The sequence below is a fragment of the Alkalimarinus coralli genome, from assembly GCF_023650515.1.
GTDB classification, from domain to species: Bacteria; Pseudomonadota; Gammaproteobacteria; order Pseudomonadales; family Oleiphilaceae; genus Alkalimarinus; species Alkalimarinus coralli.
The window spans coordinates 2,616,267-2,642,730 of sequence record NZ_CP096016.1; the positions used below are offsets into that span (position 1 = coordinate 2,616,267).

Here is a 26,464-nt window from a genome sequence, read left to right on the forward strand (position 1 = left end):
TTCTAACGCCCCCTTACCTATCAAGATGATCAGGTTTTCGCCTGAGGACTCATGACGATCCCGGACTGACGGATTTTTCGTCAACCTTACAAAATGTCTATCAGACTCCAAGAGGAACCGAGTAATGGCCTGTTGACTTACTCTTTTTAACGTTATTGAGAGCGAAATATCGAATGGATGATGAATTATTGATTTTTTATAGAATAAGTGTCTTGTTAGTATCCCTTAGCCTTGAATTAGGTAGTTCTTCAAAATATCAACTTCCTTGGCATATAACGAGCATGGCACACTGGAAAATTTAATGGCGGCTTTTTTGGTATAAAAAAGCGACTTAAAATTTTGTCCGGTGGAGCCGCTTGTTAGGGGTATTTAATCCGATTAGAATGCTACAGATAGTATTCCTTATGGAGGCCATATGTCTACAGCCGCTTTTGACCATTTAAGATCTCAAATAATGACATTATCTGAATCAGAGCGTGCAGAGCTTGCGCATGATTTAATAGAGAGCCTTGATGCCCCAAATAAAAGTAACGTTTCAAGTGAGTGGGAGCATGAGATTGAAAAACGAGTTGCCCAAATTGATGCTGGTAACGCAAAACTACTAGACAGAAATACTTTTCGTAAACGCATGGAAGCTAGGCTGAAAGGGTAACATTTTGCCAATTAAGGTTTTAGATCAGGCTCTCGAAGAAGCAGCAGAGGCGGCTGCCTGGTATGAAAAAGAATGTGAAGGCTTAGGATATGATTTCTATGATGCCATTGAAGCAGCCTTTGACGTTATAGAAGATAAACTTATTCCATTAAGCCCTATGCCCAATAAAATAAATCGCATTGACTTAAGGCGTTTGATTCTTAAGCGCTTTCCATTTGATATAGTTGTTCTAGAACGCCACGAACTAACAATAATTGTTGCAGTTGCACATCAGTCCAGAAAACCAGGTTATTGGCGAGATCGTATTTCTCCCTAACGAGCCTGTAGAAAAACCTAACCGGCTTTCAATGAAACGCGCGTACGTAAATTTAAAATAAAAATAGAGGAAAACCTATCTACTTTTCACGTAGTAGCGCCATTTCTAGTCTATTTTATGTTCAATATCACTTGAACAATATCCAATTTAGTTATTCTACAGCCGCAACAAAGGCCGAGCGGCGCGCAGCAGGGCGAGTCCAGCCCACAACCGAGGTATGACTCCTATATTCTTCTAACGCTGCATTCACCGAGCGAGCGTTAGCGTGTCCGGTGCAATGCTTTGTTAGCTGTGATGTCTCGCAAGCCACCGGAAACATATTTGTGCAATATGCTTGCTACTAACGTTTGATATGGCAGACCTTCTTCTAGAGCCCTTCTTTGTAGTGCAGATAAGTCTCTACTAGAAATTCTTATATTGATACGTTTATCTTTCTTGAACGTTTCTTCTGCTGCTTGAGCTAAATAAGACTTACGCTCCTCTGTTAGAGCTGATTCAAACTCACCTGATTCAAAAGCATCCAGAATGTCTTGCTCTTCTTGATCCAGTTTGACTCTACTCATACCTCACCTCGTAAATATTTCTTTGTCGCCTTGCGACTTGGAATGATGGTTTTGAGAAAAATCTCTTCTTCGTTTTCAACATATGGGACTAAATATGCGTAATCCTCAACGTTTATAGCGAATACCCTCTGATTAGGATATTTTTCACTATTCGGATGAATTAGGTCATCCAGTAAATCACCCTGCTGAATAGAGAAAAGGATATCCTCAAAAGAGATACCTCGTTCATTCATCAGAGTCTGATTTTTCTCTGCATTCCAGTTAATTTGTTTCATGCAAGAAAGACTAGCACAACGTGTGCCGAACGTCATCAACTGAAATTAACACCTCAAGCAGAGGCGCGCGCTGTTTGCGCATCCTGCTGCCTTGACTTGTTAGGCATGAACTCCCGCGAGAGACCATAAATACTGGTACAAAGTGCGATTAAATTAGACGCTAACGCAGGGTACGATAAAATTAGCAGGTTATGGCCGATCCAACAAAAGAGGCAAAACAACAGAAAAATACGAAGGCGCTTGGTGTTAATTTGGAGATTACCTATACAGAAAAACACTAGCGCAAGAGTTGAAAAAACAGACGGCAGCCCGTGCCAGCTTAACCAAGCGACCAAAGGAGTTAATAGGAGAGATGCAAGATAGACTGACCTGAATTGCGGATGAGCCTCTAGTGGAATAGCCAAGGAGGCTTGTATTCCAGCAACAGCCATAACCGTAGCCCCAGTATACGCACCAAGCAACCAGAAGTGCGCAAACATAAAAATGCAGGCTATAACTTGGCCTATTAAAAGGAATTTTCGTTGTTTTATAAGAGGCCATGACGCATTAGCAACAACCCCGGATATACCAAATACGGTAGATAAATCCATTTAACTCATACTCCGACTGGTGCTGGCTGGAGCTATACGAACCATTTTTTGCGCAATAACAGCCACTTGATTATATGTGGTTTCAAAAGTGTCTGTGACACCGAAACCATACCGTTGGTATAAATATTTAGCTGGTTGATTTGTGCTTGCGACATATAGACAAGGCTGGCCTTGGATATTTGACAATAGAAATTCAAGTAAATTTTTTCCTACACCTTGCCCTCTACATTCGGGAAGTACAAACAGGGCGCGAATTTCGTTCCCACAGACAGCTCCGAAACCCAATATTTGGCCTTGTTCTTGGTGCACATATATTTCTGACTCCATTAATCCGTTTAATCTAACGTCATCTTCCTCTAATGGTAGAAGCGTAAAGACTTTATCTTCGAATTTGAGCTCATCAAGTTTTGAGCGACTATAGATATCAAAAATCGCAGCTAGATCATTCTGTGTATATGCCCGGATGCTCATTTTATGCCTAATCGGGATAGGGAGACACCTCACGATGCCTCTCCCCCCACACCACCAGGCATACGGATCACGTACCATGGCGGTTCGGTTGATTGAGTTATTTGCGATCAACAAGTTCCGGTATACCCACTGCCACAAAGTACTTCGTTGGCAGTGCGTATCTTAACGCCGGACTCCCACTCAAACGCCACGGGCCATGCGCTGACTTCGCCGTGTTCCAGGCTAGCCATCTATCTATACCCCGTTTTCTTAACTGCCGGTAGCCTGATCGTCCCCATTGCTTCCAAAGATAGCATCTTAACTTCCTCCGTACCCATTTAGCTAGGTCTAATAAAGGAGACTTTACTTCCGCTATACCAAAGTAAGCCTTCCAGCCCCGCATGTACGCCGAAAGTTCTTTGTAGATTGCTTCTATGGAACGCCCACGGGTTCGCTTGGTTATTTGACGGACTCGATACTTAAAACGTTGTATTGACTCGTCGCTCACCTTTCGCTTTCTTCGTCGGCTAAACGTTAATCCCAGGAATGAGCGATTCCAAGGTCGATCAACTGCACTCTTTTCACTGTTTACTTTGAGCTTTAGCCGGTTTGATAAGTAGCGTGTGACCGAGGCCAACACGCGCTCGCCTGAACGAGCACTCTTCACATAGATGTTACAATCGTCCGCGTAGCGCACGAACCTGTGCCCTCTCGCTTCGAGCTCTTTATCAAATTCATCCAGGAGCACATTCGCTAACAGTGGTGAAAGGGGGCCTCCTTGGGGCGTACCCTCTGAAGCTGGAACCCAAACGTCTCCGCTTAGTGCTCCTGCCTTTAGGAAGCTATTGATCAGCTTAAGAACACGCTTATCTTGGGTTCGGCGTTTAATCAGGCTCATCAGCTTGTCATGGTTCACTCTGTCGAAGAACTTCTCCAGATCCATGTCCACCGTCCACTTATACCCTTCATTGATGAAGTGTTGCGATTGACGGATAGCCTGATGGGCCGACTTGCCCGGTCTAAAACCATAGCTAAAATGGGAGAAGCTTCCGTCCCACTCTGCTTGTAAGACCTGGAGCAATGCCTGTTGGATTAAGCGATCTAGTACCGTTGGTATACCCAATTTCCGAACACCGCCTTTGGGCTTGGGTATTTCTACCTGTCTGACCGGTTGTGGCCGGTAGTTACCTTCCAGAAGTTGTTGATGAATCTTGGGCCAGTGTTGATTGACAAAGGCGGTCAGGTCGTCAACGGTCATCCCGTCTATCCCCGCGCTTCCTTTGTTGCGTTTGACTTGACGGAAAGCACGTTGGAGGTTTTCACGTTCCAGCACCCGTTCCATCAGTTGATCATTGATAACCGGAGCGTCTTCTTTGAATAACCCAACCTGGGTTTCATCCTGTTCGGATGCCATACCTAGATCCATTGTTTCAATAACTACTCTCTTCATTTAAACCCGATAAAGGGCACCGTTCGGGCCTTCCCTTAGACATTCACTTCTGGAAAAAAAAATCCAGCCGAGTAATCACCGGTACTATGCCCTCTGCTGACTTCTCCTGTGCGGTCGGGGTCAATTGCTCGACCCTCAGCGGTTTTCAGCTGCACGCAGCGTCCCAGCGCAACATCAGGAGACCTCCCAGGGTAAGACACTTAACTTTCCTCGCGTAGACGCCCAATTTATAAAACGTATCCCGATTGCAGATGGAGGGCTTAATGGTCACGTGCCCACTGGCCCCGAATACGTCACACCTCTTATTGGGTTCTTGTTCATCGCCCCGCGAATTTGCCTTGAGCTTCCTTCAGACCGCCCCTCACGAGTTGGCCCTTGCCCTTTGGCTAACCTTCGGCTCTGCGAATACCTGGTATCGGGACTTTCACCCAACTAGTTAAGTGCCATGCCTGGCACACACGCCTGCATCTGCGGCAAGAAACAGCTGGCGGCTTTTGCGCCCGCGCAGCGTAAATGCGGAAAAGGTGACAGCTGTTTTTTGTCCGTAGCATGCACTTGTTAGGCATTTTTTATTAGGTCAGGACTATATGGACCGAACCACCTTTTGTTTAATAAATTATCCATTTCTTCCTGACCTTCTATTTGCAAGAATTGATGATATTGGCATTTATTTAAACCCGAAATTGCAAATTCCTTACAACCATCAACTTTGCACAATTTTGAGCTTAAACCAAAATCTTTGGATAAAAATTCCCTTCTAGCTTCCAAATATAAAACTATCATATCTGGCGAAATATATGGCCTCTCTTTCCACGATTTTTGAGTGGTATTTGGCACTCTAAATAAATACCACGTTTCATCATCGCGCGGAGCTAAAGCTGACTGCCAGTACTGACCACATACTTCACACCTGAATAACCGATAATGCTCGATCCATCGCTCTACAACTTTTTGCGTCAATTGTTTAAGGTGCTTCTTCATGCTTTGATATTCCAGAACTCTCTGTTGAATAACAGCAAGATCCAATGGAAGATCTTCATATGAATTACAATTACACTTAAGTTCCATGCAATCCTCTTTTGGGCCTAACGCTTCAAACACCGGTTTGGCGATTAAACAAGACACCCATATTAACAGTTTTAAACCCTTTGTTATGTACGCTTCACCGCGACCACGGAATATGTATGCCAATGCTTCATTCTACCTAATGAAGTATTCGCTTCTTCATCACGCTCAAAGAACCTGACTATTTCAAAACCTGAAAGCAAAGCCTTTACCTCTGAGTCAGATAACGGTGCTGTCGGGCTGCGATAATTTTTAGCCCAACTGTCTTTGAAACCCATAAAGTCACCAGCAAACACCCCACCAATTTCAATTGAAGATTTAATATTGCTCCAGGTCGCTTCAAGTTGGTCTGGGTCAGCGAAGAACAAACTGGAATTTGCGATAACTACACCAGATTTTGGATAGTCGAATGACTCAAACGAAGACTCTACGATATCCACTAATGACTTTGACCCAAACCTGTCCCTACAAATAGCGACCGAATCAGGGTTAATATCGAAACCATGGACTTGAAAACCCTGTTGCTCTAGGTATTCGATATCACTGCCTGTTCCACAACCACAGTCAGTGGCTACCTTGAGGTTTGATTCATTGAGTCGGGCTGCAAATTCAGTACGTTTTGAATGTGGGCGAGCTAATGCCTTTTCGTAGTACTGACGCCAAATTTCAGTATTTTCATCCATAAGCTTCTGATTGTCCGTAAAAGAAAGATTAAACGATTAAACAAAAACGATTAAACCGATTAAACAAGACACCCATATTAACAGTTGACAGCACCCTCTAAATACTGGATATTTAACCAGCCCCATTTACAAGGAATGTAAACAGTCTTACAAGGAGTTGTCTCATGCCCAAAGCCCGAAAAACGCTGATTGCCCTCGACACTACCCCCTACTATCATTGCGTTTCCCGCTGTGTCCGTTGTAGTTTCTTATGTGGAGACGATCATCACACCGGCGTCAGTTACGAACATCGACGCCAATGGGTTGAAGACCGGCTGATCAAACTGGTTGAAGCATTTGCCATCGAGTTATGTGCCTATGCAGTGATGTCGAACCACACTCATACCGTCCTGCGAGTTAATGAGCGACTGGCCAAATCCTGGAGTAAGCAACAGGTGATCGAACGCTGGCACCTGCTATATGCAGGCAATCATCTATCCCAACGGTTTATCGCTGGGCAACCGCTGGGGCCTGCCGAACAGCAACAACTCGACAGCGTGGTGAAAATCTGGAGGGAGAGGCTCTACAGTATCAGCTGGTTCATGCGTAACCTGAATGAGCACATCGCACGCAAGGCCAATCACGAAGATAACTGTACCGGCCGCTTCTGGGAAGGGCGATTCAAATCCCAAGCCTTGCTCGATGAAAAGGCACTGGCGGCCTGTATGGTCTATGTGGATCTCAACCCGATCCGCGCGGGCATAGCCGATACGCCGGAAACCTCTGATCACACCTCCGTCAAAGCGCGGATCAAATGTGCTCAACCAACTGAACGACCTCATCAACCCCGGCACATGCTACCGTTTGTCGGCAATCCACGGCAGGATATGCCAGACGGGCTCCCCTATGAACTCACCGATTACCTGGCGCTGGTCGATTGGACCGGCAAGATATCTCGTGATGACAAACGCGGCGTTATCGATCACAACCTGCCACCGATATTGCAACGACTCGCACTAACGCCATGCCAATGGAAGGCGCTCACCCAAGACTTCGAAAAATACTTTCAACACTTTGTTGGCGATGAAGACAAGATGAAAGAGGCTTATCAGACACTGGGTTACCAACGACATAGAGGGTTGCAGCGTTGTAGGGAGCTATTGTCAGCCTGATAACCTGTTTCTAACGCCCCGCTTACCTACCAAGATGACCAGGTTTTCGCCTGAGGGTTCATAACGATCTCGAACTGACGGATTTTTCGTCAACCATACAAAATGTCTATCAGACTCCAACAGGAACCGAGTAATGGCCTGTTGATTTACTCTTTTTCACGTTATTGAGAGCGAAATTTCGAATGGATGATGAATTATTGATTTTTCTATAGGATGAGTGTCTTATTAGTACGTTTTTACGGCAGAAGTAAGCCCGATTATGACTTTAGCCTTTAAATCATCAGCACTATTCCAGTACACGCAAGTGTGCTTATCTTCAACTTCACGTCTAAATGATTTTAGTTTTTCCCATGAATCTTCATCAGTTTCAGTTTTGTCCCTAGGAAGGTTATCAGGATTTTCATGTAGAAGAGGAATAACCGGTTTTTTAGTTGATATCGCATATTGATATTCCTTTTCGGTGAAACCTATCCCTTCCTCATTTAGCGAACCATATCTACCCCCTACAATAAGGACATAATAATCAGAGGCATCGATGACATCTTTTATCAAATTCCATGCAGTGTCATCAGTAGCAGGAAATAGCTCCATACCCGCTGGCATATGGTCCATTTCCAATATGGATTTCAGTACAGCTTGCCTTTCATCTATAAGATCGACAAACGTTGACGAAATAAAAACCTGGTACCTTTTATCCATCAGATGGACCACTCCTTTTGATGCCTAACAAACTGAGTTATGCGGAAGCCCCTCGAAACAAAGGATCATCGCGTTGTTTTTAACTTAACCAACCTCAACGCATCCACCAGTCTCTAGCTTTCCGTATCAACGAGCTGTTAGATTCTCCCGTAGGTCATTTTGGTCGATAGTGGTCGTTACTTGATCTACTCCCGACTTACCTTCTACGAGTCTATCTGCCGCTATACGGCTTCGTTAAGAAGGATAATATCAGTCGCCCCACGAAAAAGGGATAGCAGATGGCTGTGAACCCCTTCATCAAGGCTTAAATGAAAGACACGGCCAACGATAACCTCACCTCTACTAGAGAAATATACCGAATCCAGTTACTAGGATTCTGCCTCAGGGTCACGCGGCCAGCGTGACGTAACACGCCGGAAGTAGTGGCCACCACATTGATGGCAATCTTCAATATGAGTATTGTCTGTCAGACACATCATATAGCCACAGCCCAGGCATCTCAGCATTCCAGCACATGCTAGCTCGCCACTCATATAGTCGCCCGGCTTGTGCTCTATTTTTTGTTCCAACGCGGTCTGTTCAACCACACTTTTATCAGCAATCGATAAAAGCGTATCTTTCACTTTCTTTTCTACCAGCGCAAGATCAAGCTTTAACCACTCTTTGACCCCTTCACCCGTCTCGGCAACATGGTGATATAGGTCTTTCAGATCACGCTTGATATAAGCGCCCAGCAAGTCGATTTCATCCCGCGTTAATTCTGCAACATCATATTCAAATTCAACCGCGTCATCGATCTCTTGCTTGAGAGTCTCCCAGGTGCGCTCTTCAATATCGGCTATTGAGTCGTCTATCCTCTCCAGAATCCGGTTATACACGGTAGCCGCTTGTTCTGAATGTTTTGGTAATTCTGGTGTAGTCATCGCCTTTTCCCCCTACCTGTATTCCTATTAGTAGGTTAGAATATCGCCTTTTGTTTGGACAGTTTTAACTAGAGCAGTTATAACATGCCAAACGCCATAGAAAGTACATACTTCGAATTAAGTCTGGCACATTTTAAAAATGGCACACTTGATCCAAGGCATAAATTCTCAGCAGGCTGAATAAGAACAATAGATTTCAGTCTCATCAGATGGCGTAGTAAGTTGATGACAACGAAAGCAGGAACAATGGAAGAACAATACAAACCTCAACAAATCGAAGAGCAGGCTAGAAATTTCTGGGCAGAAAACAAGAGCTTTCAGGTCGTTGAAGATGAAAGCAAAGAAAAATACTACTGTCTCTCGATGTTCCCATACCCCAGCGGAAAGCTCCACATGGGGCACGTTCGCAACTATACCATTGGCGATGTAATCTCGCGCTATCAACGTATGCAAGGGAAGAATGTCATGCAGCCCATGGGCTGGGATGCATTTGGTCTCCCCGCAGAAAACGCAGCCATCAACAACAAGGTCGCCCCCGCTAAGTGGACCTACGAGAACATTGAGTACATGAAGAACCAGCTTAACCAGTTAGGCTTTGGTTATGACTGGAATCGTGAGCTGGCAACCTGCCGACCTGAGTACTACAAGTGGGAACAGTGGTTCTTCACCAAGCTGTATGAGAAGGGGTTGGTTTACAAAAAAAATGCGACCGTTAACTGGGACCCGGTCGACCAGACAGTGCTGGCTAATGAGCAAGTCGTTGACGGTAGAGGGTGGCGATCAGGCGCTCTTGTCGAGCGCAAAGAGATCCCGCAGTGGTTCATCAAGATTACTGATTATGCTGAAGAACTGCTCAACGACCTCGATCAGCTGGACGACTGGCCAGAACAAGTAAAAACCATGCAGCGCAACTGGATAGGCCGCTCTGAAGGTGTCGAACTTAACTTCTCTCTGAAAGACAGTGAAGAAGAGTTGACGGTCTACACTACACGCCCAGATACCTTAATGGGCGTCACATATGTCGCGGTCGCAGCTCAGCACCCGTTGGCACTGCAGCAGGCTGAGAACAACGTTGAACTACAAAACTTTCTCGACGAGTGCAAAAACACCAAAATGGCCGAAGCAGACATGGCCACAATGGAAAAGAAAGGCATGGCAACGGGTTTAACGGTTGTTCACCCAATCACTGGTGAAGACGTACCTGTGTGGGTTGCTAACTTTGTACTCATGGAATACGGTTCTGGTGCAGTCATGTCGGTACCGGGCCATGACGAGCGCGACCATGAGTTCGCATTGGCATTTGGTCTGCCTGTGAAACAGGTGATCTCGCCAAAAGATGGCACTGAGATAGATATTCAGGAAAGCGCCTACACAGAAAAAGGCATTCTGGTTTCATCTGGCAAATTTACCGGTTTAACCTCTGAAGAGGCATTTGATCAGATAGCCGAGCACCTGAATGCCGAAGGGAAAGGCCACAAAACCATTAACTACCGGTTGCGCGACTGGGGCGTGTCCCGTCAGCGTTATTGGGGAACACCGATTCCAATGATGACGTTGGAAGATGGTTCCGCCGTGCCCGTGCCCCTGGAAGATTTACCGGTTAAACTTCCCGAAGACGTGGTGTTAGATGGCGTCAAATCACCTATTAAAAGCGACCCGGAGTGGGCTAAAACAACCTATAACGGACAGCCTGCACTGCAAGAAACCGATACCTTTGACACCTTTATGGAGTCTTCATGGTATTACGCTCGTTATTGCAGCCCAAATAACGACAACGTAATGCTTGATAGTGATGCAGCAAACTACTGGCTGCCAGTTGACCAGTATATTGGTGGTATTGAGCACGCAATCCTTCACTTGCTGTACGCGCGTTTCTTCCATAAATTGCTTCGAGATGTCGGTCTTGTTAACTCAGACGAGCCATTTAAGCGCTTGCTTTGCCAGGGCATGGTTCTGGCAGAAACCTATTACCGTGACGAAGAAGGCGGCGGTAAGCAGTGGATATCTCCACAAGATGTCGAAGCTGAACACGATGACAAAGGCAAGGTCGTAAGATACAAAAGCACGGTAGATGGTGAAGAAGTTCTACATGCCGGTACAGGCAAGATGTCGAAGTCAAAAAATAACGGCATCGACCCTCAAATGATTATCGACAAATACGGCGCAGATACCGTAAGACTGTTTATGATGTTTGCTGCACCGCCGGAGCAGTCATTAGAGTGGTCCGACAGTGCTGTTGAAGGGGCTCACCGATTCTTGAAGCGACTTTGGAAAGCCGTTCACAGCCACACAGAGCTGGGAGATGTCGAGCCGCTTCAGATTAATCAGCTTAACGATAGCCAGAAAGCGCTTAGACGCAAGACACATGAGACCATCTCAAAAGTCAGCGATGATATCAGTCGCCGCCTAACCTTCAATACCTCGATTGCTGCGGTAATGGAATTGATGAATCAGGTCAACAAATACAGTGATACCAGTGAGCAAGGTCGAGCCGTACTTCATGAGGCGCTAGAAGCTGCCACACTGCTGCTCTCCCCTATTGTTCCTCACATCAGTCATACGTTGTGGGAAGCACTAGGCCATGAAGATGTAGTACTTGACGCTGCATGGCCAACAGTCGACGAGTCAGCGCTGACCAAAGACTCAATTCAAGTGGTTGCACAGATTAACGGAAAAGTCAGGGCAAAACTTGAAATGCCTGCCGATGCAGACAAAGCCAGCATGGAAAAAGCAGCCATGGACGACGCTAACGTGCAACGCTTTTTGGAAGACAAGACAATACGAAAAGTCATTGTCGTACCCGGAAAACTGGTTAATATCGTCGCCAACTAAGCAGACCCATAGGGGGAAACATTATTCCCCCTTCTCATCTGAGGCCAATATGCTCCACAACAAGCTAAATGTAATATCAATCGCCCTGTTAACCCTTGCACTGACTGCGTGCGGCTTTCAACTCAGAGGTAGCGCCAGCATTCCGGCCGAGCTACGCCTAATGAGCTTGAATTGCAGCAACGACCTGTCGAAGGCGTTATGCCAATCGCTGACTAAACAGCTTGAACTTAACGGCGTGAATCTGGTTGATAGCGCTTCAGCTAACTACATCCTAACAATCATTTCACTGAATAGCAGTCGACGCGCCGTATCTATCACAGACCGGGCAGTCGCTGTCGAATATGAGGTTACTAATAAGGCAACATTTAACCTTGTTGCTGCCGACCAAACCGTCATTATTAAAGACACGTCGACCTCCGCAAGGCAGAGCTATCGATTTGATGAAGATAACGTCATCAGCAAAACACGAGAAGAAGAACAAGTTAAAGAACAACTCAACAAACAATTAGCCTATAAAATAATCAGCCGACTCTCTCCCTATAACAAACTAAAAATCGATCAAATCAGAGCCTCACAAGAAAGCTGATAGTACGGATTAGTAAAGCCGCGCACTTAAGAAACAAGCACCAGACACCCATGCCTATTGATAAGTCACATTAAAGGCCAATAAATGAAACTTAAACCTGAACAGCTAAAAGGTCACCTATCCAACCAGTTGCTTCCGGTTTACCTGATCAATGGGGATGAAGCACTACTGGTGCAGGAGGCGTGCGACGAAGTCAGAAGAACGTGCCGAAAAGAGGGGTTTACAGAACGCTTAAGTTGGCACGCTGATCGCCAGTTTGACTGGAACCAGCTACTCGAAGAAGCAGGTAGTCTATCTCTTTTCGGTGACAAAAAAATTATCGAGATCAGGTTAGATAACGGCAAACCCGGAGACAAAGGAAGCAAGGCAATAGAACAGTTTTGCCAGGCAACATCGGAAGATACCGTTTTAATCGTTATCACCTGCAGGCTCGACGCTGCAACCCAAAAAAGAAAGTGGGTTAGCGCTATCGATAAAATCGGCAGCATTGTCACTCTTTGGCCCGTTAGTGGAGAGCAGCTCCCCAGCTGGATACAAGCCAGAAGCCGCCAAATAGGCCTAACCCTTGATCAAGAATCACTATCCCTATTGGCAGAGCGTGTTGAAGGAAACCTGCTTGCAGCCAAACAAGAGCTGGAAAAGCTGGCACTACTCTGCCCAGATGGGCAGATTACACCAGAGCAAGTGAGCCAGAGCGTCGCTGATAGCGCCCGCTTTGACATATTCAACCTCACAGACGAGTGCGTCAAAGGACAAACCAAGCATGCACTACATATACTACAAGGGTTAAAGTCGGAAGGCACAGAACCCCCCGTCATACTTTGGGCACTGACCAGAGACCTGAGGGTAATCTACGAGCTATCTAGCTGCAATCGACAAGGAACACCCCAAAAACCCGTTTTTTCAGCTCACCGCGTTATCGCCAAACGGCAGAATTTACTGAGTCGATCAGCAGCAAGGCTATCCGTTCAGCAACTCAACCACCTTATTAAGTTATCAGAGCGCATAGATCAAAGCATCAAAGGGAACAAGCAATATGGCTCAAGCTGGGAACTATTGGCTGAATTTGTACTGATATTAAGTGGGCAGCCTGTAAATCTTTCTGCAATCTAACAAGCCGCCCCACCCCTATCACTCCCTTAACACTGATTGACCCAAATCATTGACTCAAGACTGAATCAAAGTATGTTATTACAGATAAAGGATGTATATAGAAGTTCCTATATTAGATAGCGCTTTTGCAAACTCAAGGAGGTCGACATGTCTACATTACACGACGAACTAAAATCAATTTCTGATGCGATCAAGCAGCAGCGAGATGAAATAAACGTACAATTACACCTTGCCAAAGAAGACATCAAAGACGATTTGGACGAACTGGAAGAAAAGTGGAATCAACTGCTAGATAAGATGTCAGATATCGGCAAAGAAGCCGAGACCGCTGGACGAGATATTATGGACTCGGCCAAGGAACTGGGTCACCAGATCAAAGAGGGCTACGAAAGAGTTAAAGCCAAAATTTAATATCACTCCTCTGCCAGCATACGATATTCCATTAGCTGGCAGACCTCATAACCCAACGTCTTATCCATCCAAGCTCTAATATCGTTGACGAATTAGTGTTACAACCGATAACGCAGCTCAAACACATTGTAAAACAATAAAACAGTCTTTCAATTCATGAGCTAAGGTTTTAAACTATACTTAAAATTGAAAATAATAAACAACTTGCAAAGTGCGCGTTAGCATTTTGTAAGCTACACGTTAATTATCAAGCAAAGTAATTTGGTTGGCAGCCACTCTTCACAAAACCAGTTTTAATATATACCAGCAGAAACGAGTCGGCTTTATGATAAAAAGAACAGGTATTTTTCTATCACTTATTGTATTTTTAGCTTTTTGCACCTCTGCGCAGGCGCAAACAAGGTTTAACGATCCTAAAGAAACATTAAAAAAGTACTTTTGGGGCGAGCTGTATAAAGATGGCGGCACCACCTTTTATTGCAAAAAGCCTTTTACTAAAAAGAATGTTTTAGTCACAGACAGCCATATTTACTCAACCGGATGGGTTCGTGACCACCTTGCCTGTGGCACACCCAGACAGTGCCGAAACGAAAGCGAACAGTACCGCCAGATAACCTCAGACCTTCACAATATAGTACCTGCTGATTCACGCTTTGAGCTCAAGCGAAAAAATGCCCGCTTCGGAGAGCTAGGCGATGAAGTTGAAATAGAGAATTGCGGGTTCCGTCGCTCATTCCAGCTTCTGCAACCCCCCGAAGAAATTAAGGGTGATATCGCGCGGGCAATTCTGTACATGCACGACACCTACAAACTCCCTATCATGGGGGCTATTGATGACCTAAAACGCTGGAACAGGGCTGACCCTCCAAGCGAAGAAGAAATAGCAAGAAATAAGCGCGTGGGTGAAATTCAGGGTAATGAAAACCCATTTATCAACACCCCTGAGAGAGCAAATTCACTTTAGCCAAATAACGACAAACAGACACAAAAAAGGCGATCTTATGATCGCCTTTTTTGTTTCATAGAAGTCACATCACCGATTAAAACGCTTCAGCATCTAGCGACATCATATCCTCACTACCAGAACGAATGCTCTCTGAAAGATAAGCTGAACGAGGTAACAAACGGCTAAAGAAGAAGTTAGCTGTTTTAAGCTTAGCTTCGTAAAAGCCACTGGTATCGCTACCAGCCTTTGGCGCAGCAACTGCAGCCATTCGAGCCCACATATATGCATAAGCAGTAAGACCGAACAACTCCAAATACTCAACTGACGCAGCACCAATAGCATTTGCATCTTCCGCGGCTGAGTTGATAACAAACTCTGTCACATCAGACAATCGCTCAATGGCAACCGCCAGAGGCTTGATGTATGACGCAAGTGCATCATTACCAGCATTAGCTTCAACAAACTCAGAAACTTCAGTTGCGAATAGTTCGTACAGCTTACCGCCATTTGAAACGACTTTACGCCCCATCAAGTCAAGAGACTGAATGCCATTGGTTCCTTCATAAATTTGGGTAATACGAGTATCACGTACTAACTGCTCTTGGCCCCACTCTCGAATAAATCCGTGTCCACCAAAGACCTGTTGGCCAGCTATACAGCTTTCCAGTGCACGATCCGTCATATAGGCTTTAGCTATCGGCGTTAACAGCGCAACCATTGCGTCTGCTTTCTTCTTCTGCTCTGCATCATCAGAAAACTTGGCAACATCAAGGAAAGAAGCAACATACGTCGAGAATGCTCGGCTACCTTCGGTGTATGCTCTCATTGTCATAAGCATACGACGAACATCAGGATGAACAATGATGGGGTCAGCTTCTTTATCGGCCAGAACCACACCAGTCGGCGCACGGCCCTGAATGCGATCTTTCGCATATTCAACAGCATTCTGATAAGAGCGTTCTGCAGCCGCGAACCCTTGAATACCTACACTTAGACGCTCGTAGTTCATCATAGTGAACATTGCAGCCAAGCCTTTATTCTCTTCGCCGACTAACCAACCCTGAGCGCCATCAAAGTTCATAACACAGGTGGCTGATGCCTTGATACCCATCTTGTGCTCAATAGAACCACAGGTTACCTTGTTGTTCTCACCAACAACATTATTTTCATCAACAGAGTTACGAGGCACCAAAAACAGTGAGATACCACGAGAACCGGCAGGTGCACCCGGCAACTTAGCCAAAACTAAGTGAATAATATTCTCACTTAAGTCTTGCTCACCACCTGTAATGAATATTTTTGTCCCAGTAATCGAGTAGCTTCCATCACCATTTTCAACGGCTTTAGTACGGATCATGCCAAGGTCTGTGCCTGAATGAGGCTCAGTCAAGTCCATCGCACCCGCCCATTCGCCAGAATACATTTTTGGCAAATATTTCTGTTTAAGCTCTTCAGTCGCATGAGCGTCGATGGCAAGACATGCACCTGATGTCAAACATGCATACAGACCGAATGAGATATCAGATGAATACAGCATTTCTTCGTACTGCGCACCCAGCATTTTGGGCATACCCATGCCTTCATAATCAGCATTACCACTCAGGCCACACCAACCACCTTCAATAAATGTCTTGTAGGCTTCTTTGTAGCCAGTTGGTGTATTCACACCCGCCTCATGCCAAGTACAGCCTTCTTCATCCCCTTCGCGGCTCAAAGGTGCAATCAAAGACGCAGTTATTTTGCCTGCTTCTTCCAGTATTGCTTCTGCTGTTTCAGGGTCAACCGTGTCCTGAGTCCCTGCCAAAGAAGCCCATAACTTATCTGCTTCAAAGACTTCATTAAGAACGAAGCGCATATCGCGCAATGGCGCTTGATACTCAGCCATTTACGTTTCCTCTATTGTGACTGTGTTTAACGGTATGGATATACCACTCTCAAATTTACTTTCTATTCACCTTATCGTACTGCCTATACAGATGAACAACCTTGATGTACCTTAGTTTGAACAAGCACTCAATTATCAATCTGTATCAGTCAGTACAACCCAGCATTTTACCTGATTTCAATATGAGTTCCTATCAAGAAAGGCAAAACTCGCATTTTCACTTTATTTGCCCAAGCCAATCAGTCAGCAAACCATCATTTTGATCTCAGCGATTAGCCTATTGCCAAATAGCAGGCATAAAAAAACCCGCTTTCGCGGGTTTTTTTATCGAGCAATGCTTAGAAGATAAAGTTTTCTTCTTCCATCGCCATTACTGAGTCAGAACCAGCAACCATCATCTCTGCGTGTGCTTTAGTTCGTGGCAATAAGCGCTTGAAGTAGAACTGAGCGGTCTGAACCTTGGCAGTATAGAAACCGGTTTCAGTCGTTCCTTCAGCCAACTTCTGCTGCGCTACAAGAGCCATACGCGCCCAGAAGTATGCCATTGTCACATAACCAGAGTACATCAAGTAATCTACAGAAGCAGAACCTACCTCATCACGATTCTTCATTGCAGCCATACCAACCTTCATGGTCAGATCGCCCCACTCTTTGTTAAGTGTCTGTAGTGGCTCAACAAACTGCTTCATCTCTTCGTTGTCAGCATTCTCTTTGCAGAATACGTGAACAAGCTTGGTGAACTGCTTAAGTGCAGCACCCTGAGTCATAAGTACTTTACGACCCAGCAGGTCAAGAGCCTGTATACCGGTTGTTCCTTCGTACATCAACGAGATACGGGTATCACGAACAATCTGCTCCATACCCCACTCAGAGATAAAGCCGTGCCCACCAAATACCTGCATACCGTGGTTAGCAGCTTCATAACCTACTTCAGTGATAAACGCTTTCAAGATTGGCGTCATAAAACCAAGCATGTCATCGGCCGCTTTACGAACTTCTTCTGAGTCTGAACCATGCACCAAGTCAGCCTGTTGTGCTGAGAAGTAGCACATTGCACGCGAACCTTCAGCAATAGCCTTCTGAGTTAACAACATACGACGTACGTCTGGGTGTACGATGATCGGATCAGCAGCACCATCAGGGTTTTTAATTCCTGTTAATGAGCGCATGGCCAAACGGTCTTTAGCGTATGCAATCGCGCCCTGGAAAGAGCCTTCAGCAGCACCAACACCCTGTAGAGCAGTACCGATACGTGCAGTGTTCATGAACGTGAACATGCAGTTCAGACCTTTGTTTTCAGGGCCGATCAACCAACCTTTTGATCCATCAAAGTTCATAACGCACGTTGCGTTACCATGGATACCCATTTTGTGCTCTAAAGAACCACACGTTACTGCGTTCGCTTCACCGTTTTCTGGCAAGAACTTGGGAACGATAAACAGAGAAATACCTTTGGTGCCCTGAGGCGCATCTGGTAGGCGTGCCAACACGATATGAACAATATTGTCCGTCATGTCGTGATCACCAGCCGAGATAAAGATTTTTGTGCCTGTAATGCTGTATGAACCGTCTGCATTTGGTTCAGCTTTAGTGCGCAGAATACCTAGGTCAGAACCACAATGAGGCTCAGTCAAACACATGGTACCTGTCCACTCACCTGTAACCAGCTTAGTCAGGTATGTTTCTTTCTGCTCGTCAGTACCAAACTCGCTCACAGTATTTACTGCACCGTGGCTCAAGCCTGGGTACATACCCCAAGACCAGTTAGCAGTACCAACCATTTCACTTACAACAATGTTCAAAGACTCTGGCAAGCCCTGACCACCGTAGTTGGTGTCAGCACTTAATGTTGGCCATCCACCTTCAACAAACTGCTGGTAAGCTTCTTTGAAGCCTGTAGGCGTGGTAACGCCATTTTCTGTTAGAGTACAACCTTCTTCATCACCAACCGTGTTTAATGGCGCCAGTACTTCTTCACAAAATTTTGCACCTTCACCGATAATTGCATCAACCATCTCTGGTGAGGCTTCTGCTCCACCTGGAAAACTCTCATAGTGTTTTTCACTATCGAGAAGCTCTTTCATTACAAAGTTGATTTCACGAAGGGGGGCTTTATATTCTGGCATACTCTTTTACCTCGAATTTATCTGGGTTATGCGATAAACAACTCAAGCGGTTTATCAACATTGAGTGATGCTTAGACCTTTTGTTTCGGTTTGGCATCACTGCTAAATAAACCGCTTAGGCTGTCTGTTTTTCGCAATAACATTTACAACGGCACAGTGAGTGGAGCATTCTAATAATAGAGACTAAGAACTTCTCACCAAGGTTAAACGTACCTATTCAAATACTGTTTCAAGTATTGTATTCAAATACTATATTCGAATACGACAAGGACATGATTCGAATACGATAAGGACATGTGTACCACACCCTTATATCAAACAACTGTTTGAAACATACGTTTGCTTTAACCAATTGTCAAGAAACAATACCTTTGTTTAGAGTAAAAATTCAGTTTTTGCCAATGATATTTCCCCTTGTAGCAGGCCATTTATTTACTGACTATATTCTTATTGCGTATTATTTTCAGTGAGTTACAGCCCTAAAGCGACATAGTGGCGGCGATTTTCTGCATCCCGGTTTTTTTTGTTAACAAACGTAATACTGAAGGTACCAAGAGGGAAAGAGTATTGGGATTAAGACGGGAAAGTCATCGCGTTTACAGGTAGATATCAGCGACTAAATAAGGGAGTTAAGTATTTCAGGGGGGGTAAATCAGACGACTTCATCAAGGTTAACAGCAGGCGTTAAACCGTTTTCAAATTGCTGGCCCAGCTCCACCAGACTTTCGTACGTACGAACGCCCTCTGAAACCGAGGTTCGTGCGTCATCCTGGCGTTCTTGCTGCTGCTCTCGCGCCTCAGCCGCCTCTATCTGCCGCTGCTGGACTTCGTCTCGGCTGGCTTGCAGTTCCTCAGACCGCTGAGAGGCTAATTCAGCCTGCGCCTGCAATATAATCCTGCTTGCAGTAGAGGCCACCGAGCGATCCTGAGCGGACGGTTCTGCCGGTGCCAGCGCGGCACTCTGCACAATGCGCATTTTATCAATCGTTGCCTGGGGATTATTAGGTACTTCTGATATGTCAATGGACACCTCTCCACCAATGGCATATTGAACACCATCAGGCCCCACCTGATAGGAGTAACTGGCCGATCCGGCATATTGTCCACCCACCGCCTGATGTTGCTGCTCATGGGTACGCACTTCTCGGTCTCTTGCCGCCAGTTCACTGACAATCTCTTGCTCTTCAGGCGTTAAACCACCAAATGAATCAGGCTGTTCAGAAGTCCCTTCTTCGGTGCTTGATGAGGAACCTGGAGTCGAATTGGCACCGCTTACGTCCCCTTGCTCAGCATCTGGGGCAGCGTCACCATTAACCGTCCCTGTTGCAGCTTCATTGCTTCCCTCATCAGAGGCTCTTGAGCCACTGCCTTCAGGTGAAAGGCTGACAGCGCCACTCGTCGACGGCTCTGGCGCATTGCCAATCGTTTGCGGCGCAACACCGGTGACCGGTTCCTGTCCTGCCTCACCAACAGATTGAACCAACGACTCAGGGCTATATACAACGTTTCTTTCACTTAGACTATTTTGAGACGCAGAAACTGTTTGGGTTTCATTTAAAGGAGCGAAGCTTGAGGCGAGTATATCTTTTGTGACGCCCGAACTGGGCTGATCTACCTTTGGAGAGAACGGTGCGACAGCATTTGGGAAAGGAACGCTAGCATTCGTAATCTGCAACGGCTTCACCTCCCACAAAACTATACTGACAGTTAGCTCAACCTAGGGCTTTACGCCATAGTATCAAGCAGTGTGCCGATCATTTCATCTGCCGTTTTAATCACCTTGGCAGACGCTTCAACAGAATTTTCATAGAGCTTAAGATCCATAATCGGTTCCACGAAGTCTCCAGCACCACCGTTTGTGCTGTTGCTGGAACCTGCCTGCACAATCTCCTGTGCAGCCTGTTCCATGCCTCGTACACCTGTTTGAACACCTTGTATGCCGGTATTTAAAACTGAACCAATACTCATAGACACCTCAATTCTGCTGTTACTTCTCTGGACGTCTATACCAAGGTCAAACGCCAGACACAACAATACCCATGGCAATTAAAGCACTTAATAGTACAATTTTCAACCAACAAGCGATTACTAACTCTACATAACGCGCGGTTATTCACAGTTTAGCGCGTCAATTGAAAGGCTTTTAGCCAGCGTTTCAATTGACAGGGGCGAAGAGTATGGCAGCACTCCCAGGCAAGGTGCAGGCAACGCAGATCGCAACGTTTCGATATTTTCATGTTCGAAATCGATAGGCTCTGAAGTGACGCGGTTTGCCACCCAGCCCGCAATAGGCAATCCATCCCGTCGAATTGCTTCTGCTGTCAGTAGCGCATGATTAATACAGCCTAACTTTACCGACACCACCAGAATGACTGGAATGTTTAATTCACAAGGCAGGTCAGCCAATGTCTCACGCGCGTTAAGTGGGACTCGCCACCCTCCTGCCCCTTCAATAAGCGAAAGGTCGTGTTTTGTCATCAACGCGCCTCTACAATAACCGACCAGACGAGATACCGATAACGCTTTTCCTTGACCCGCCGCTACAATGTGCGGTGCGGCTGGAGCGTCTAACGCAACAGGGTTTACTTGTGCGTATGGAAGATCCAGCGTCATATGCTCCTGAAGTAACAGCGCATCGCTATTCCTCAAACCTTCATCGGTAATGTCACAGCCCGCTGCAACAGGCTTAATGGCTAGTGTTTGCAACCCCTTTTGTTTGGCTGCCTCTAGCAAGGCGGCAGAAACAATCGTCTTACCCACATCGGTATCAGTTCCAGTCACAAAAAACGTTTTTGCCATAGTTAATTACTCTTTATTGATTTAACTGAGCTTGTGCAGAACCGGCTTTGCCAGGCTACTCGTTTAAGGGTTTTCTTAAACGTCCGAGAAATACTTCGTAGGTTGCGGGCAGCATGCCATCCGAACCTCTGAAACGCTCATAGGCATTTTTAAATCGCAGAATGCGCTCTCGCCCAGTCACTTTGGTTGGCCTGCCTTCATTGACATTGTGCGCACCAAGCATTTTTAGCTCACGAGTCAATGCTTTAACTGCCGGGTATTTTAAGGTGTGAGTGTATTGTTGAGATGTAACTGTTTCAAATCCGGCACCTTTCACAGCGTCGGCGATAACACCGGCACTAACAAAGGTATTTACATGTCGATAGCTATCGACCTCACGCCAGGCTAGTTCGAGTTCTTTGAGTGTACCATCCAGAAGAGTGGAAAAAACAACATCTCCCCCCGGTTTCAGCACCCTATATAATTCTTCAAACAGTGAGTGATAGCTATCGCACCATTGAATCGCCAATGATGTAAATATCACATCAACTGAGCCTGTTGCTATCGGCAAATTCTCTGCATCGCCTACCAACCATGAAATGGAGTCCTCTGTATACCCCCTGTTTTCACGAGCGTACGTAATCATCCCCTCTGAGAGATCAATACCGACCGTTTGAGCCGCCTTTAATTGGTTGCCTAACATCGGAGTAAAGTGCCCGGTTCCACACCCTAAATCCACCGCTAAGTCAGACTTGCTACTTGGCAACAACGCTAACAGCCGATCACCAACACTTCTCTGAAAATGCGCTGCGGTATCATAACTTGTCGCAGCACGGCCAAATGACGCTGCAACATTTCGCTTTTCAATCATTACGGCATCGGAATTCAAACGGTTTCCCCAATAAATCGAACTATTTGCTTAACAACCAAGTCTGCTGCACTAACACATGGAAAGTGAGACATCTCAGGTATTAACTCAACACGCCTGCTGAAGTGTCGCCCCTTACAAACGAGTTCGCTACGTTGTAAAGCGCTATCAACCTGGCAAGCCACATCAACCGGAACCAGTTGATCCTGCTCTCCGAAAAGATGCAACAGAGGCACCTTGAGGTCTTTTAGCCTGTTTCTTACATCGAGAGATTCCAGTAACTCAAGACTCTGATACAGGACCTTTGCAGTAGGCACAGAGTCAACAGAGAAGCATTTTTTAAGCGCTTTTAAATCACCTAGTGCATCAACACCACCGGCCGTCACCAAAAATGAGAACCGGCTTATCAGACGCTTAATATCCGCCTCATTCTCACTGCCAGCTAACCCTTTAAAGGCTTGAAACACCCCATAATCCATGGCCGTCGACCAGTCAGGCCCCGCAACAAATTTGGGGTTCACTTGCATCAGGCAGACGCCACGTATGTTTTGTGGATGCTGATAGGCATATTCAAGCGCCAACATTCCGCCAAGAGACCAGCCCACTAACAGCGTATCGGGTTCAACAATATCATTCAGATAGTCCACCCACTCACTCACACTCAAAGTGCGGTCAATATCAATGACCTTACAGCGTTTATATGCAATATGAGCATTGAGCAGATCACAAAACCCAGCCCAAATGCCGGAAGGCATCCCCCAGCCGTTAATAATTACTATATTCATTGGGGTTTTGCCTGATCAAGCAAATCAAGCAACCTGTCGACTTGTTGCTCAGTGTGTTCTGCACAAAGCGTTACCCTTAACCGGGCTGTGCCCTTTGGCACGGTAGGCGGCCGTATCGCAGTAATCAGTACTCCCTGCTCTTCCAACCATGCCGCTAGCGCCAGTGCTTTTTCTTCGCTACCAATCACAATCGGTTGGATTGGGCTGAAAGAGTCCATTAGCTCATACCCCAACTGGACGGCACCATTGCGAAAACGCTTTATAAGGTCAGCCAGACGCTCTCTTCGCCAGTGCTCGTTCTGCAACAGCTTCAAGCTCACGCGAGTCGCCGCAGCAACGGCAGGAGGCATAGCCGTGGTATAGATATAGCTGCGCGCATTCTGAACCAGCGTATCGATCAACAATTCGCTGCCCGCTACAAACGCCCCTGCAGTTCCAAACGCCTTGCCCAACGTCCCGACCAGAACTTGAACATCATCCTGTCCAAGTTCAAAATGTTCTATGCAACCACCGCCATTCCTGCCCAAAGTGCCGAAACCATGAGCATCATCAACCATCAGCCATGCATTATTTTGTCGGCAAGTGGCCACTAACTCAGGCAGCGGGGGGATATCACCATCCATACTGAAAACACCATCGGTCACCACTAAAGAACGACGATTAGTAGAGGGGAGATTGACAAGACGCTGTGCCAGACTCTCTGAGTCAGCATGGTGGTAGCGCTGAAAACGGGCACCACTCAAAAGCCCTGCATCCAGCAAAGAAGCATGATTCAGCCGGTCTTCCAGTACTGAATCCCCTTTGCCAAGCAGTGCATTTACAGCACCGATATTGGCCATATACCCATTAGAGAAAAGCAGAACACGATCTCTGCCGGTAAATTCGGCCAGTTCTTCTTCGAGCTGATGGTGTTGTTGGTGATGCCCATTAACCAGATGAGAGGCACCACCTCCAACACCGCACTCATTAGCCGCTTGCCGGAATGCGTTGACGACATCAGGATGGTTTGCCAGCCCCAGATAATCATTATTGCAAAATGCCAGAAAGCGCTTGTTATCCAGCAACACTTCAGAACCCTGAGGGGATTGCAACAACCGGCGACTGCGATACAAATGCTTCTTCTTTCGCTCTTCCAGTTCCGACGCTAACGATTCAAATCCCACAGGGTGCCTCCTGTTGCGTTCAGCGTCTATCGCGCCGCATCATAGAAAATATGCTTGTGCTTCTCATGCTCTAACGCATCGGCCAACGCCGCATTCTGCTGCTCTTCCGGTTTTGTTTCCTGCTTATGCTCAGGGTGAATACCTAAACGCTTGAATAGCTGCATATCTTCATTTTCTGAAGGGTTGGCCGTTGTTAGCAGTTTGCAGCCATAAAAAATCGAGTTTGCGCCTGCCAGAAAACAGAGTGCCTGCATTTCGTCTGTCATATCCTCTCTGCCAGCAGACAAGCGAACATGAGACGCGGGCATTAAGATGCGAGCCACCGCGATAGTGCGGACAAACTCAATAGGGTCAACATCATCTTCATGGTCTAAGGGTGTCCCTTCAACCTTAACCAGCATATTAATCGGTACACTTTCCGGGTGAACGTCCATATTCGCCAACTGAGCAAGCATTGCAGCCCGGTCAGTGACGGTTTCACCCAATCCGAGAATTCCGCCACTGCACACTTTCATGCCAGACTTACGCACGTTCGCCAGCGTATTCAAGCGATCAGAGTATGTGCGGGTAGTAATAATATTTTCGTAGTGCTGCTCTGATGTATCGAGGTTATGGTTATAGTAGTCCAGCCCCGCTTCCGCGAGTGTATCGGCCTGCTCTTCCGTCAACATCCCCAATGTCATACAGGTTTCCATTCCCATAGATTTAACCTGCTTAACCATATCCAGCACTAAAGGCATATCCCGGTCATTCGGATTACGCCATGCAGCCCCCATGCAGAAACGGCTGGAGCCATTTTCTTTGGCTTCTTTTGCCGCTTTTATAACCTTCTCAATTTCAAGCAGCTTTTCTTTTTCAAGGCCAGTGTTATAGTGCGCGCTTTGTGGGCAGTATTTGCAATCCTCAGGACAGGATCCCGTTTTAATGGATAGTAACGTGCTGATTTGCACCGCATTGGGGTCAAAGTGCTCTCTATGAACCGATTGCGCTTTAAACATCAGATCGTTGAATGGCAACGCTAACAATGCTTCCACTTCGGTAACATTCCAATCGTGGCGAATTGCGGTAGTCGTCATAGTCTGGCCTCTGTACACTTTATATAGATCCCGATTTAATACGGGCAAATTCCAATGGAAAACAGTTAAAATAACTATTCAGCACTCAATGGGGCGGCTAAACAGCCTTTCCATTCAATTCTCAGGAAGAGACATGATAAACAAGGCAATGGAGCTGTCAACCAAATTTATAAAAATGGTTAACGGGCTTTACCCACGGCAAACAATACAAGAAGCGGTCTCGCAAAAACATTGCTACTTATGCGATACAACCACCTATGAGAAGCACCCAATCTGCAACGGATGTAAGGGAGACCTCCCTTTTAACCAGTCATGTTGCACAGGCTGCGCGCTCCCACTACCTGTCATAACAAGACACGACGAAAGTTCATTGACGCAGAAAAGACTTTGCGGTGCATGTTTGCAACGCCCTACCATCTACACGCAGTGCTTCTCGGCCTTCAGCTACACATTCCCTGTTAACGCGCTAATCAGTGACTTTAAGTACAGCCAAAAGCGGCATTTAGGAAAGCTTCTTTCAGATCTGGCAGCAGGCATTATCGAAGAGCAATTCAAGACCGGTCAGCTAAGCAGACCAGATAAGCTGGTTCCTGTTCCTCTTCACGCTGATAAACTACATGCAAGGGGGTTTAATCAGTCAGAGGATATATGCAGAGACCTGAGCCAGCGCCTCAAGATAGGTTTTGATCGCAACTGCATAGTACGGCAACTTAACAACCCTGCTCAAGCATCTCTAAGCAAAAAACAACGCCAAAAGAATCTGGCTCAAGCATTTAGCGTTCAAAAAAGGCTGGACGGTGAAATCATCGCGCTTGTTGATGATGTCATAACCACAGGTGCAACAGCGGATATGTTAAGCAACCTGTTACTTGAAGCGGGCGCAAAAGAGGTCTATGTCTGGAGTCTGGCAAGAACACCACTAGAGCGTTAATAGCACTAAAAAGTGCCTATCAAACGTTTAAACCTGTTTGTTGCTTGTTTGCCTTGGCGGACAATGATGTTTTTGATTGCGCAGGTAAGCCAAACGCAGATCTTTATATTTGCGCTTGGCTACAAACAACGCGATAACTGAGACGAA

Annotated in this window: 28 protein-coding genes; 9 read left to right on the plus strand and 19 right to left on the minus strand. The window is 46.1% G+C overall.

The genetic code is table 11. The features are described 5' to 3' along the window. Positions 1–415: 415 nt before the first annotated feature. Complete coding sequence (locus MY523_RS11585; protein WP_250654861.1) at positions 416–652, plus strand: addiction module protein; 237 nt, start codon at positions 416–418, stop codon at positions 650–652. A 4-nt stretch (positions 653–656) separates the two neighbouring features. Continuing rightward, positions 657–968 carry a type II toxin-antitoxin system RelE/ParE family toxin gene (locus MY523_RS11590; RefSeq protein WP_250654862.1) on the plus strand — a complete coding sequence of 104 codons (312 nt, stop codon included), beginning with the start codon at positions 657–659 and terminating at the stop codon, positions 966–968. A 260-nt stretch (positions 969–1,228) separates the two neighbouring features. On the opposite strand, the gene MY523_RS11595 is transcribed toward MY523_RS11590, so the two are convergent. The 8 genes from MY523_RS11595 to MY523_RS11625 form a co-directional block, all read right to left on the minus strand. Continuing rightward, on the minus strand, positions 1,229–1,531 hold the full coding sequence (locus MY523_RS11595; RefSeq protein WP_250654863.1) for a hypothetical protein: 303 nt from the start codon (positions 1,529–1,531) through the stop codon (positions 1,229–1,231). Further along, positions 1,528–1,806: a BrnT family toxin gene (locus MY523_RS11600; RefSeq protein ID WP_250654864.1), complete on the minus strand. Its 279-nt coding sequence runs from the start codon at positions 1,804–1,806 to the stop codon at positions 1,528–1,530. The genes MY523_RS11595 and MY523_RS11600 overlap by 4 nt, the downstream gene beginning before the upstream one ends. A gap of 53 nt (positions 1,807–1,859) precedes the next feature. Continuing rightward, entirely contained in the window at positions 1,860–2,396 is a 537-nt protein-coding gene (locus MY523_RS21950) for a YgjV family protein (RefSeq protein ID WP_370300971.1), read from the minus strand. After that, entirely contained in the window at positions 2,397–2,867 is a 471-nt protein-coding gene (locus MY523_RS11605; RefSeq protein WP_250654865.1) for a GNAT family N-acetyltransferase, read from the minus strand. It lies immediately after the preceding gene. 97 nt (positions 2,868–2,964) lie between these two features. After that, positions 2,965–4,296, minus strand: a complete 1,332-nt coding sequence (gene ltrA, locus MY523_RS11610; RefSeq protein ID WP_250654866.1) for a group II intron reverse transcriptase/maturase — start codon at positions 4,294–4,296, stop codon at positions 2,965–2,967. A 35-nt stretch (positions 4,297–4,331) separates the two neighbouring features. After that, a complete protein-coding gene (locus MY523_RS11615; protein WP_250654867.1) occupies positions 4,332–4,496 on the minus strand; it encodes a hypothetical protein in 165 nt (54 codons plus the stop codon). A 358-nt stretch (positions 4,497–4,854) separates the two neighbouring features. Next, entirely contained in the window at positions 4,855–5,364 is a 510-nt protein-coding gene (locus tag MY523_RS11620) for a hypothetical protein (protein ID WP_250654868.1), read from the minus strand. A gap of 83 nt (positions 5,365–5,447) precedes the next feature. Then, on the minus strand, positions 5,448–6,044 hold the full coding sequence (locus tag MY523_RS11625; RefSeq protein WP_250654869.1) for a class I SAM-dependent methyltransferase: 597 nt from the start codon (positions 6,042–6,044) through the stop codon (positions 5,448–5,450). 164 nt (positions 6,045–6,208) lie between these two features. On the opposite strand from MY523_RS11625, the gene MY523_RS11630 reads away from it, so the two are divergent. Further along, positions 6,209–7,195: a transposase gene (locus tag MY523_RS11630; protein ID WP_250654870.1), complete on the plus strand. Its 987-nt coding sequence runs from the start codon at positions 6,209–6,211 to the stop codon at positions 7,193–7,195. Between the two features lie 225 nt (positions 7,196–7,420). On the opposite strand, the gene MY523_RS11635 is transcribed toward MY523_RS11630, so the two are convergent. Next, complete coding sequence (locus tag MY523_RS11635) at positions 7,421–7,894, minus strand: DUF4062 domain-containing protein (RefSeq protein WP_250654871.1); 474 nt, start codon at positions 7,892–7,894, stop codon at positions 7,421–7,423. Positions 7,895–8,262: 368 nt separating this feature from the next. Further along, positions 8,263–8,817, minus strand: coding sequence for a zinc ribbon-containing protein (locus tag MY523_RS11640; protein ID WP_250654872.1), 555 nt, complete (start codon positions 8,815–8,817; stop codon positions 8,263–8,265). Positions 8,818–9,063: 246 nt separating this feature from the next. On the opposite strand from MY523_RS11640, the gene leuS reads away from it, so the two are divergent. From leuS to MY523_RS11665, 5 genes are all read left to right on the plus strand, one after another. Continuing rightward, positions 9,064–11,649, plus strand: coding sequence for a leucine--tRNA ligase (leuS, locus tag MY523_RS11645; RefSeq protein ID WP_250658813.1), 2,586 nt, complete (start codon positions 9,064–9,066; stop codon positions 11,647–11,649). Between the two features lie 49 nt (positions 11,650–11,698). Next, complete coding sequence (locus MY523_RS11650; RefSeq protein ID WP_250654873.1) at positions 11,699–12,235, plus strand: LPS-assembly lipoprotein LptE; 537 nt, start codon at positions 11,699–11,701, stop codon at positions 12,233–12,235. An 84-nt stretch (positions 12,236–12,319) separates the two neighbouring features. Continuing rightward, complete coding sequence (gene holA / locus MY523_RS11655; protein ID WP_250654874.1) at positions 12,320–13,348, plus strand: DNA polymerase III subunit delta; 1,029 nt, start codon at positions 12,320–12,322, stop codon at positions 13,346–13,348. Between the two features lie 147 nt (positions 13,349–13,495). After that, the gene (locus MY523_RS11660; protein WP_250654875.1) at positions 13,496–13,759 is read left to right on the plus strand and encodes a hypothetical protein; all 264 of its coding nucleotides are present in this window, start codon (positions 13,496–13,498) and stop codon (positions 13,757–13,759) included. 325 nt (positions 13,760–14,084) lie between these two features. Next, a complete protein-coding gene (locus MY523_RS11665; RefSeq protein WP_250654876.1) occupies positions 14,085–14,723 on the plus strand; it encodes an endonuclease in 639 nt (212 codons plus the stop codon). A 76-nt stretch (positions 14,724–14,799) separates the two neighbouring features. On the opposite strand, the gene MY523_RS11670 is transcribed toward MY523_RS11665, so the two are convergent. The 9 genes from MY523_RS11670 to bioB all read right to left on the minus strand — a co-directional run bounded on the left by MY523_RS11670 (position 14,800) and on the right by bioB (position 25,386). Further along, positions 14,800–16,590: an acyl-CoA dehydrogenase C-terminal domain-containing protein gene (locus MY523_RS11670; RefSeq protein WP_250654877.1), complete on the minus strand. Its 1,791-nt coding sequence runs from the start codon at positions 16,588–16,590 to the stop codon at positions 14,800–14,802. Between the two features lie 338 nt (positions 16,591–16,928). Beyond that, a complete protein-coding gene (locus tag MY523_RS11675; RefSeq protein ID WP_250654878.1) occupies positions 16,929–18,716 on the minus strand; it encodes an acyl-CoA dehydrogenase C-terminal domain-containing protein in 1,788 nt (595 codons plus the stop codon). Positions 18,717–19,368: 652 nt separating this feature from the next. Then, positions 19,369–20,391: a putative metalloprotease CJM1_0395 family protein gene (locus tag MY523_RS11680; RefSeq protein ID WP_250654879.1), complete on the minus strand. Its 1,023-nt coding sequence runs from the start codon at positions 20,389–20,391 to the stop codon at positions 19,369–19,371. A gap of 50 nt (positions 20,392–20,441) precedes the next feature. After that, positions 20,442–20,684 (minus strand): hypothetical protein, encoded by a 243-nt coding sequence (locus tag MY523_RS11685; protein ID WP_250654880.1) that lies wholly within the window; start codon positions 20,682–20,684, stop codon positions 20,442–20,444. A 141-nt stretch (positions 20,685–20,825) separates the two neighbouring features. Further along, positions 20,826–21,515 (minus strand): dethiobiotin synthase, encoded by a 690-nt coding sequence (bioD, locus tag MY523_RS11690; RefSeq protein WP_250654881.1) that lies wholly within the window; start codon positions 21,513–21,515, stop codon positions 20,826–20,828. A gap of 55 nt (positions 21,516–21,570) precedes the next feature. Further along, on the minus strand, positions 21,571–22,383 hold the full coding sequence (gene bioC, locus MY523_RS11695; RefSeq protein WP_250654882.1) for a malonyl-ACP O-methyltransferase BioC: 813 nt from the start codon (positions 22,381–22,383) through the stop codon (positions 21,571–21,573). Continuing rightward, entirely contained in the window at positions 22,380–23,147 is a 768-nt protein-coding gene (locus tag MY523_RS11700; protein ID WP_250654883.1) for an alpha/beta fold hydrolase, read from the minus strand. Before MY523_RS11700 ends, bioC begins: the two co-directional genes overlap by 4 nt. Next, positions 23,144–24,310, minus strand: coding sequence for an 8-amino-7-oxononanoate synthase (bioF, locus tag MY523_RS11705; RefSeq protein ID WP_250654884.1), 1,167 nt, complete (start codon positions 24,308–24,310; stop codon positions 23,144–23,146). Before bioF ends, MY523_RS11700 begins: the two co-directional genes overlap by 4 nt. Before the next feature lie 26 nt (positions 24,311–24,336). Beyond that, positions 24,337–25,386, minus strand: coding sequence for a biotin synthase BioB (gene bioB, locus MY523_RS11710; RefSeq protein WP_250654885.1), 1,050 nt, complete (start codon positions 25,384–25,386; stop codon positions 24,337–24,339). A 133-nt stretch (positions 25,387–25,519) separates the two neighbouring features. On the opposite strand from bioB, the gene MY523_RS11715 reads away from it, so the two are divergent. Continuing rightward, positions 25,520–26,317: a ComFC family protein gene (locus tag MY523_RS11715; RefSeq protein WP_250654886.1), complete on the plus strand. Its 798-nt coding sequence runs from the start codon at positions 25,520–25,522 to the stop codon at positions 26,315–26,317. The last annotated feature ends 147 nt before the right edge of the window (positions 26,318–26,464 follow it).

What these genes read in the sequence shown, in the direction of transcription:
- holA (WP_250654874.1), top strand. Translation starts at nt 12,320, where the DNA reads ATGAAACTTAAACCTGAACAGCTAAAAGGTCACCTATCCAACCAGTTG.
- MY523_RS11665 (WP_250654876.1), top strand. Translation starts at nt 14,085, where the DNA reads ATGATAAAAAGAACAGGTATTTTTCTATCACTTATTGTATTTTTAGCT.
- MY523_RS11660 (WP_250654875.1), top strand. Translation starts at nt 13,496, where the DNA reads ATGTCTACATTACACGACGAACTAAAATCAATTTCTGATGCGATCAAG.
- MY523_RS11605 (WP_250654865.1), bottom strand. Translation starts at nt 2,867, where the DNA reads ATGAGCATCCGGGCATATACACAGAATGATCTAGCTGCGATTTTTGAT.
- bioD (WP_250654881.1), bottom strand. Translation starts at nt 21,515, where the DNA reads ATGGCAAAAACGTTTTTTGTGACTGGAACTGATACCGATGTGGGTAAG.
- MY523_RS11620 (WP_250654868.1), bottom strand. Translation starts at nt 5,364, where the DNA reads ATGGAACTTAAGTGTAATTGTAATTCATATGAAGATCTTCCATTGGAT.
- MY523_RS11630 (WP_250654870.1), top strand. Translation starts at nt 6,209, where the DNA reads ATGCCCAAAGCCCGAAAAACGCTGATTGCCCTCGACACTACCCCCTAC.
- MY523_RS11585 (WP_250654861.1), top strand. Translation starts at nt 416, where the DNA reads ATGTCTACAGCCGCTTTTGACCATTTAAGATCTCAAATAATGACATTA.
- MY523_RS11700 (WP_250654883.1), bottom strand. Translation starts at nt 23,147, where the DNA reads ATGAATATAGTAATTATTAACGGCTGGGGGATGCCTTCCGGCATTTGG.
- MY523_RS11715 (WP_250654886.1), top strand. Translation starts at nt 25,520, where the DNA reads ATGATAAACAAGGCAATGGAGCTGTCAACCAAATTTATAAAAATGGTT.
- bioB (WP_250654885.1), bottom strand. Translation starts at nt 25,386, where the DNA reads ATGACGACTACCGCAATTCGCCACGATTGGAATGTTACCGAAGTGGAA.
- ltrA (WP_250654866.1), bottom strand. Translation starts at nt 4,296, where the DNA reads ATGAAGAGAGTAGTTATTGAAACAATGGATCTAGGTATGGCATCCGAA.
- MY523_RS11675 (WP_250654878.1), bottom strand. Translation starts at nt 18,716, where the DNA reads ATGCCAGAATATAAAGCCCCCCTTCGTGAAATCAACTTTGTAATGAAA.
- MY523_RS11595 (WP_250654863.1), bottom strand. Translation starts at nt 1,531, where the DNA reads ATGAGTAGAGTCAAACTGGATCAAGAAGAGCAAGACATTCTGGATGCT.
- MY523_RS11640 (WP_250654872.1), bottom strand. Translation starts at nt 8,817, where the DNA reads ATGACTACACCAGAATTACCAAAACATTCAGAACAAGCGGCTACCGTG.
- leuS (WP_250658813.1), top strand. Translation starts at nt 9,064, where the DNA reads ATGGAAGAACAATACAAACCTCAACAAATCGAAGAGCAGGCTAGAAAT.
- MY523_RS11650 (WP_250654873.1), top strand. Translation starts at nt 11,699, where the DNA reads ATGCTCCACAACAAGCTAAATGTAATATCAATCGCCCTGTTAACCCTT.
- MY523_RS11685 (WP_250654880.1), bottom strand. Translation starts at nt 20,684, where the DNA reads ATGAGTATTGGTTCAGTTTTAAATACCGGCATACAAGGTGTTCAAACA.
- MY523_RS11670 (WP_250654877.1), bottom strand. Translation starts at nt 16,590, where the DNA reads ATGGCTGAGTATCAAGCGCCATTGCGCGATATGCGCTTCGTTCTTAAT.
- MY523_RS11635 (WP_250654871.1), bottom strand. Translation starts at nt 7,894, where the DNA reads ATGGATAAAAGGTACCAGGTTTTTATTTCGTCAACGTTTGTCGATCTT.
- MY523_RS11625 (WP_250654869.1), bottom strand. Translation starts at nt 6,044, where the DNA reads ATGGATGAAAATACTGAAATTTGGCGTCAGTACTACGAAAAGGCATTA.
- MY523_RS11600 (WP_250654864.1), bottom strand. Translation starts at nt 1,806, where the DNA reads ATGAAACAAATTAACTGGAATGCAGAGAAAAATCAGACTCTGATGAAT.
- MY523_RS21950 (WP_370300971.1), bottom strand. Translation starts at nt 2,396, where the DNA reads ATGGATTTATCTACCGTATTTGGTATATCCGGGGTTGTTGCTAATGCG.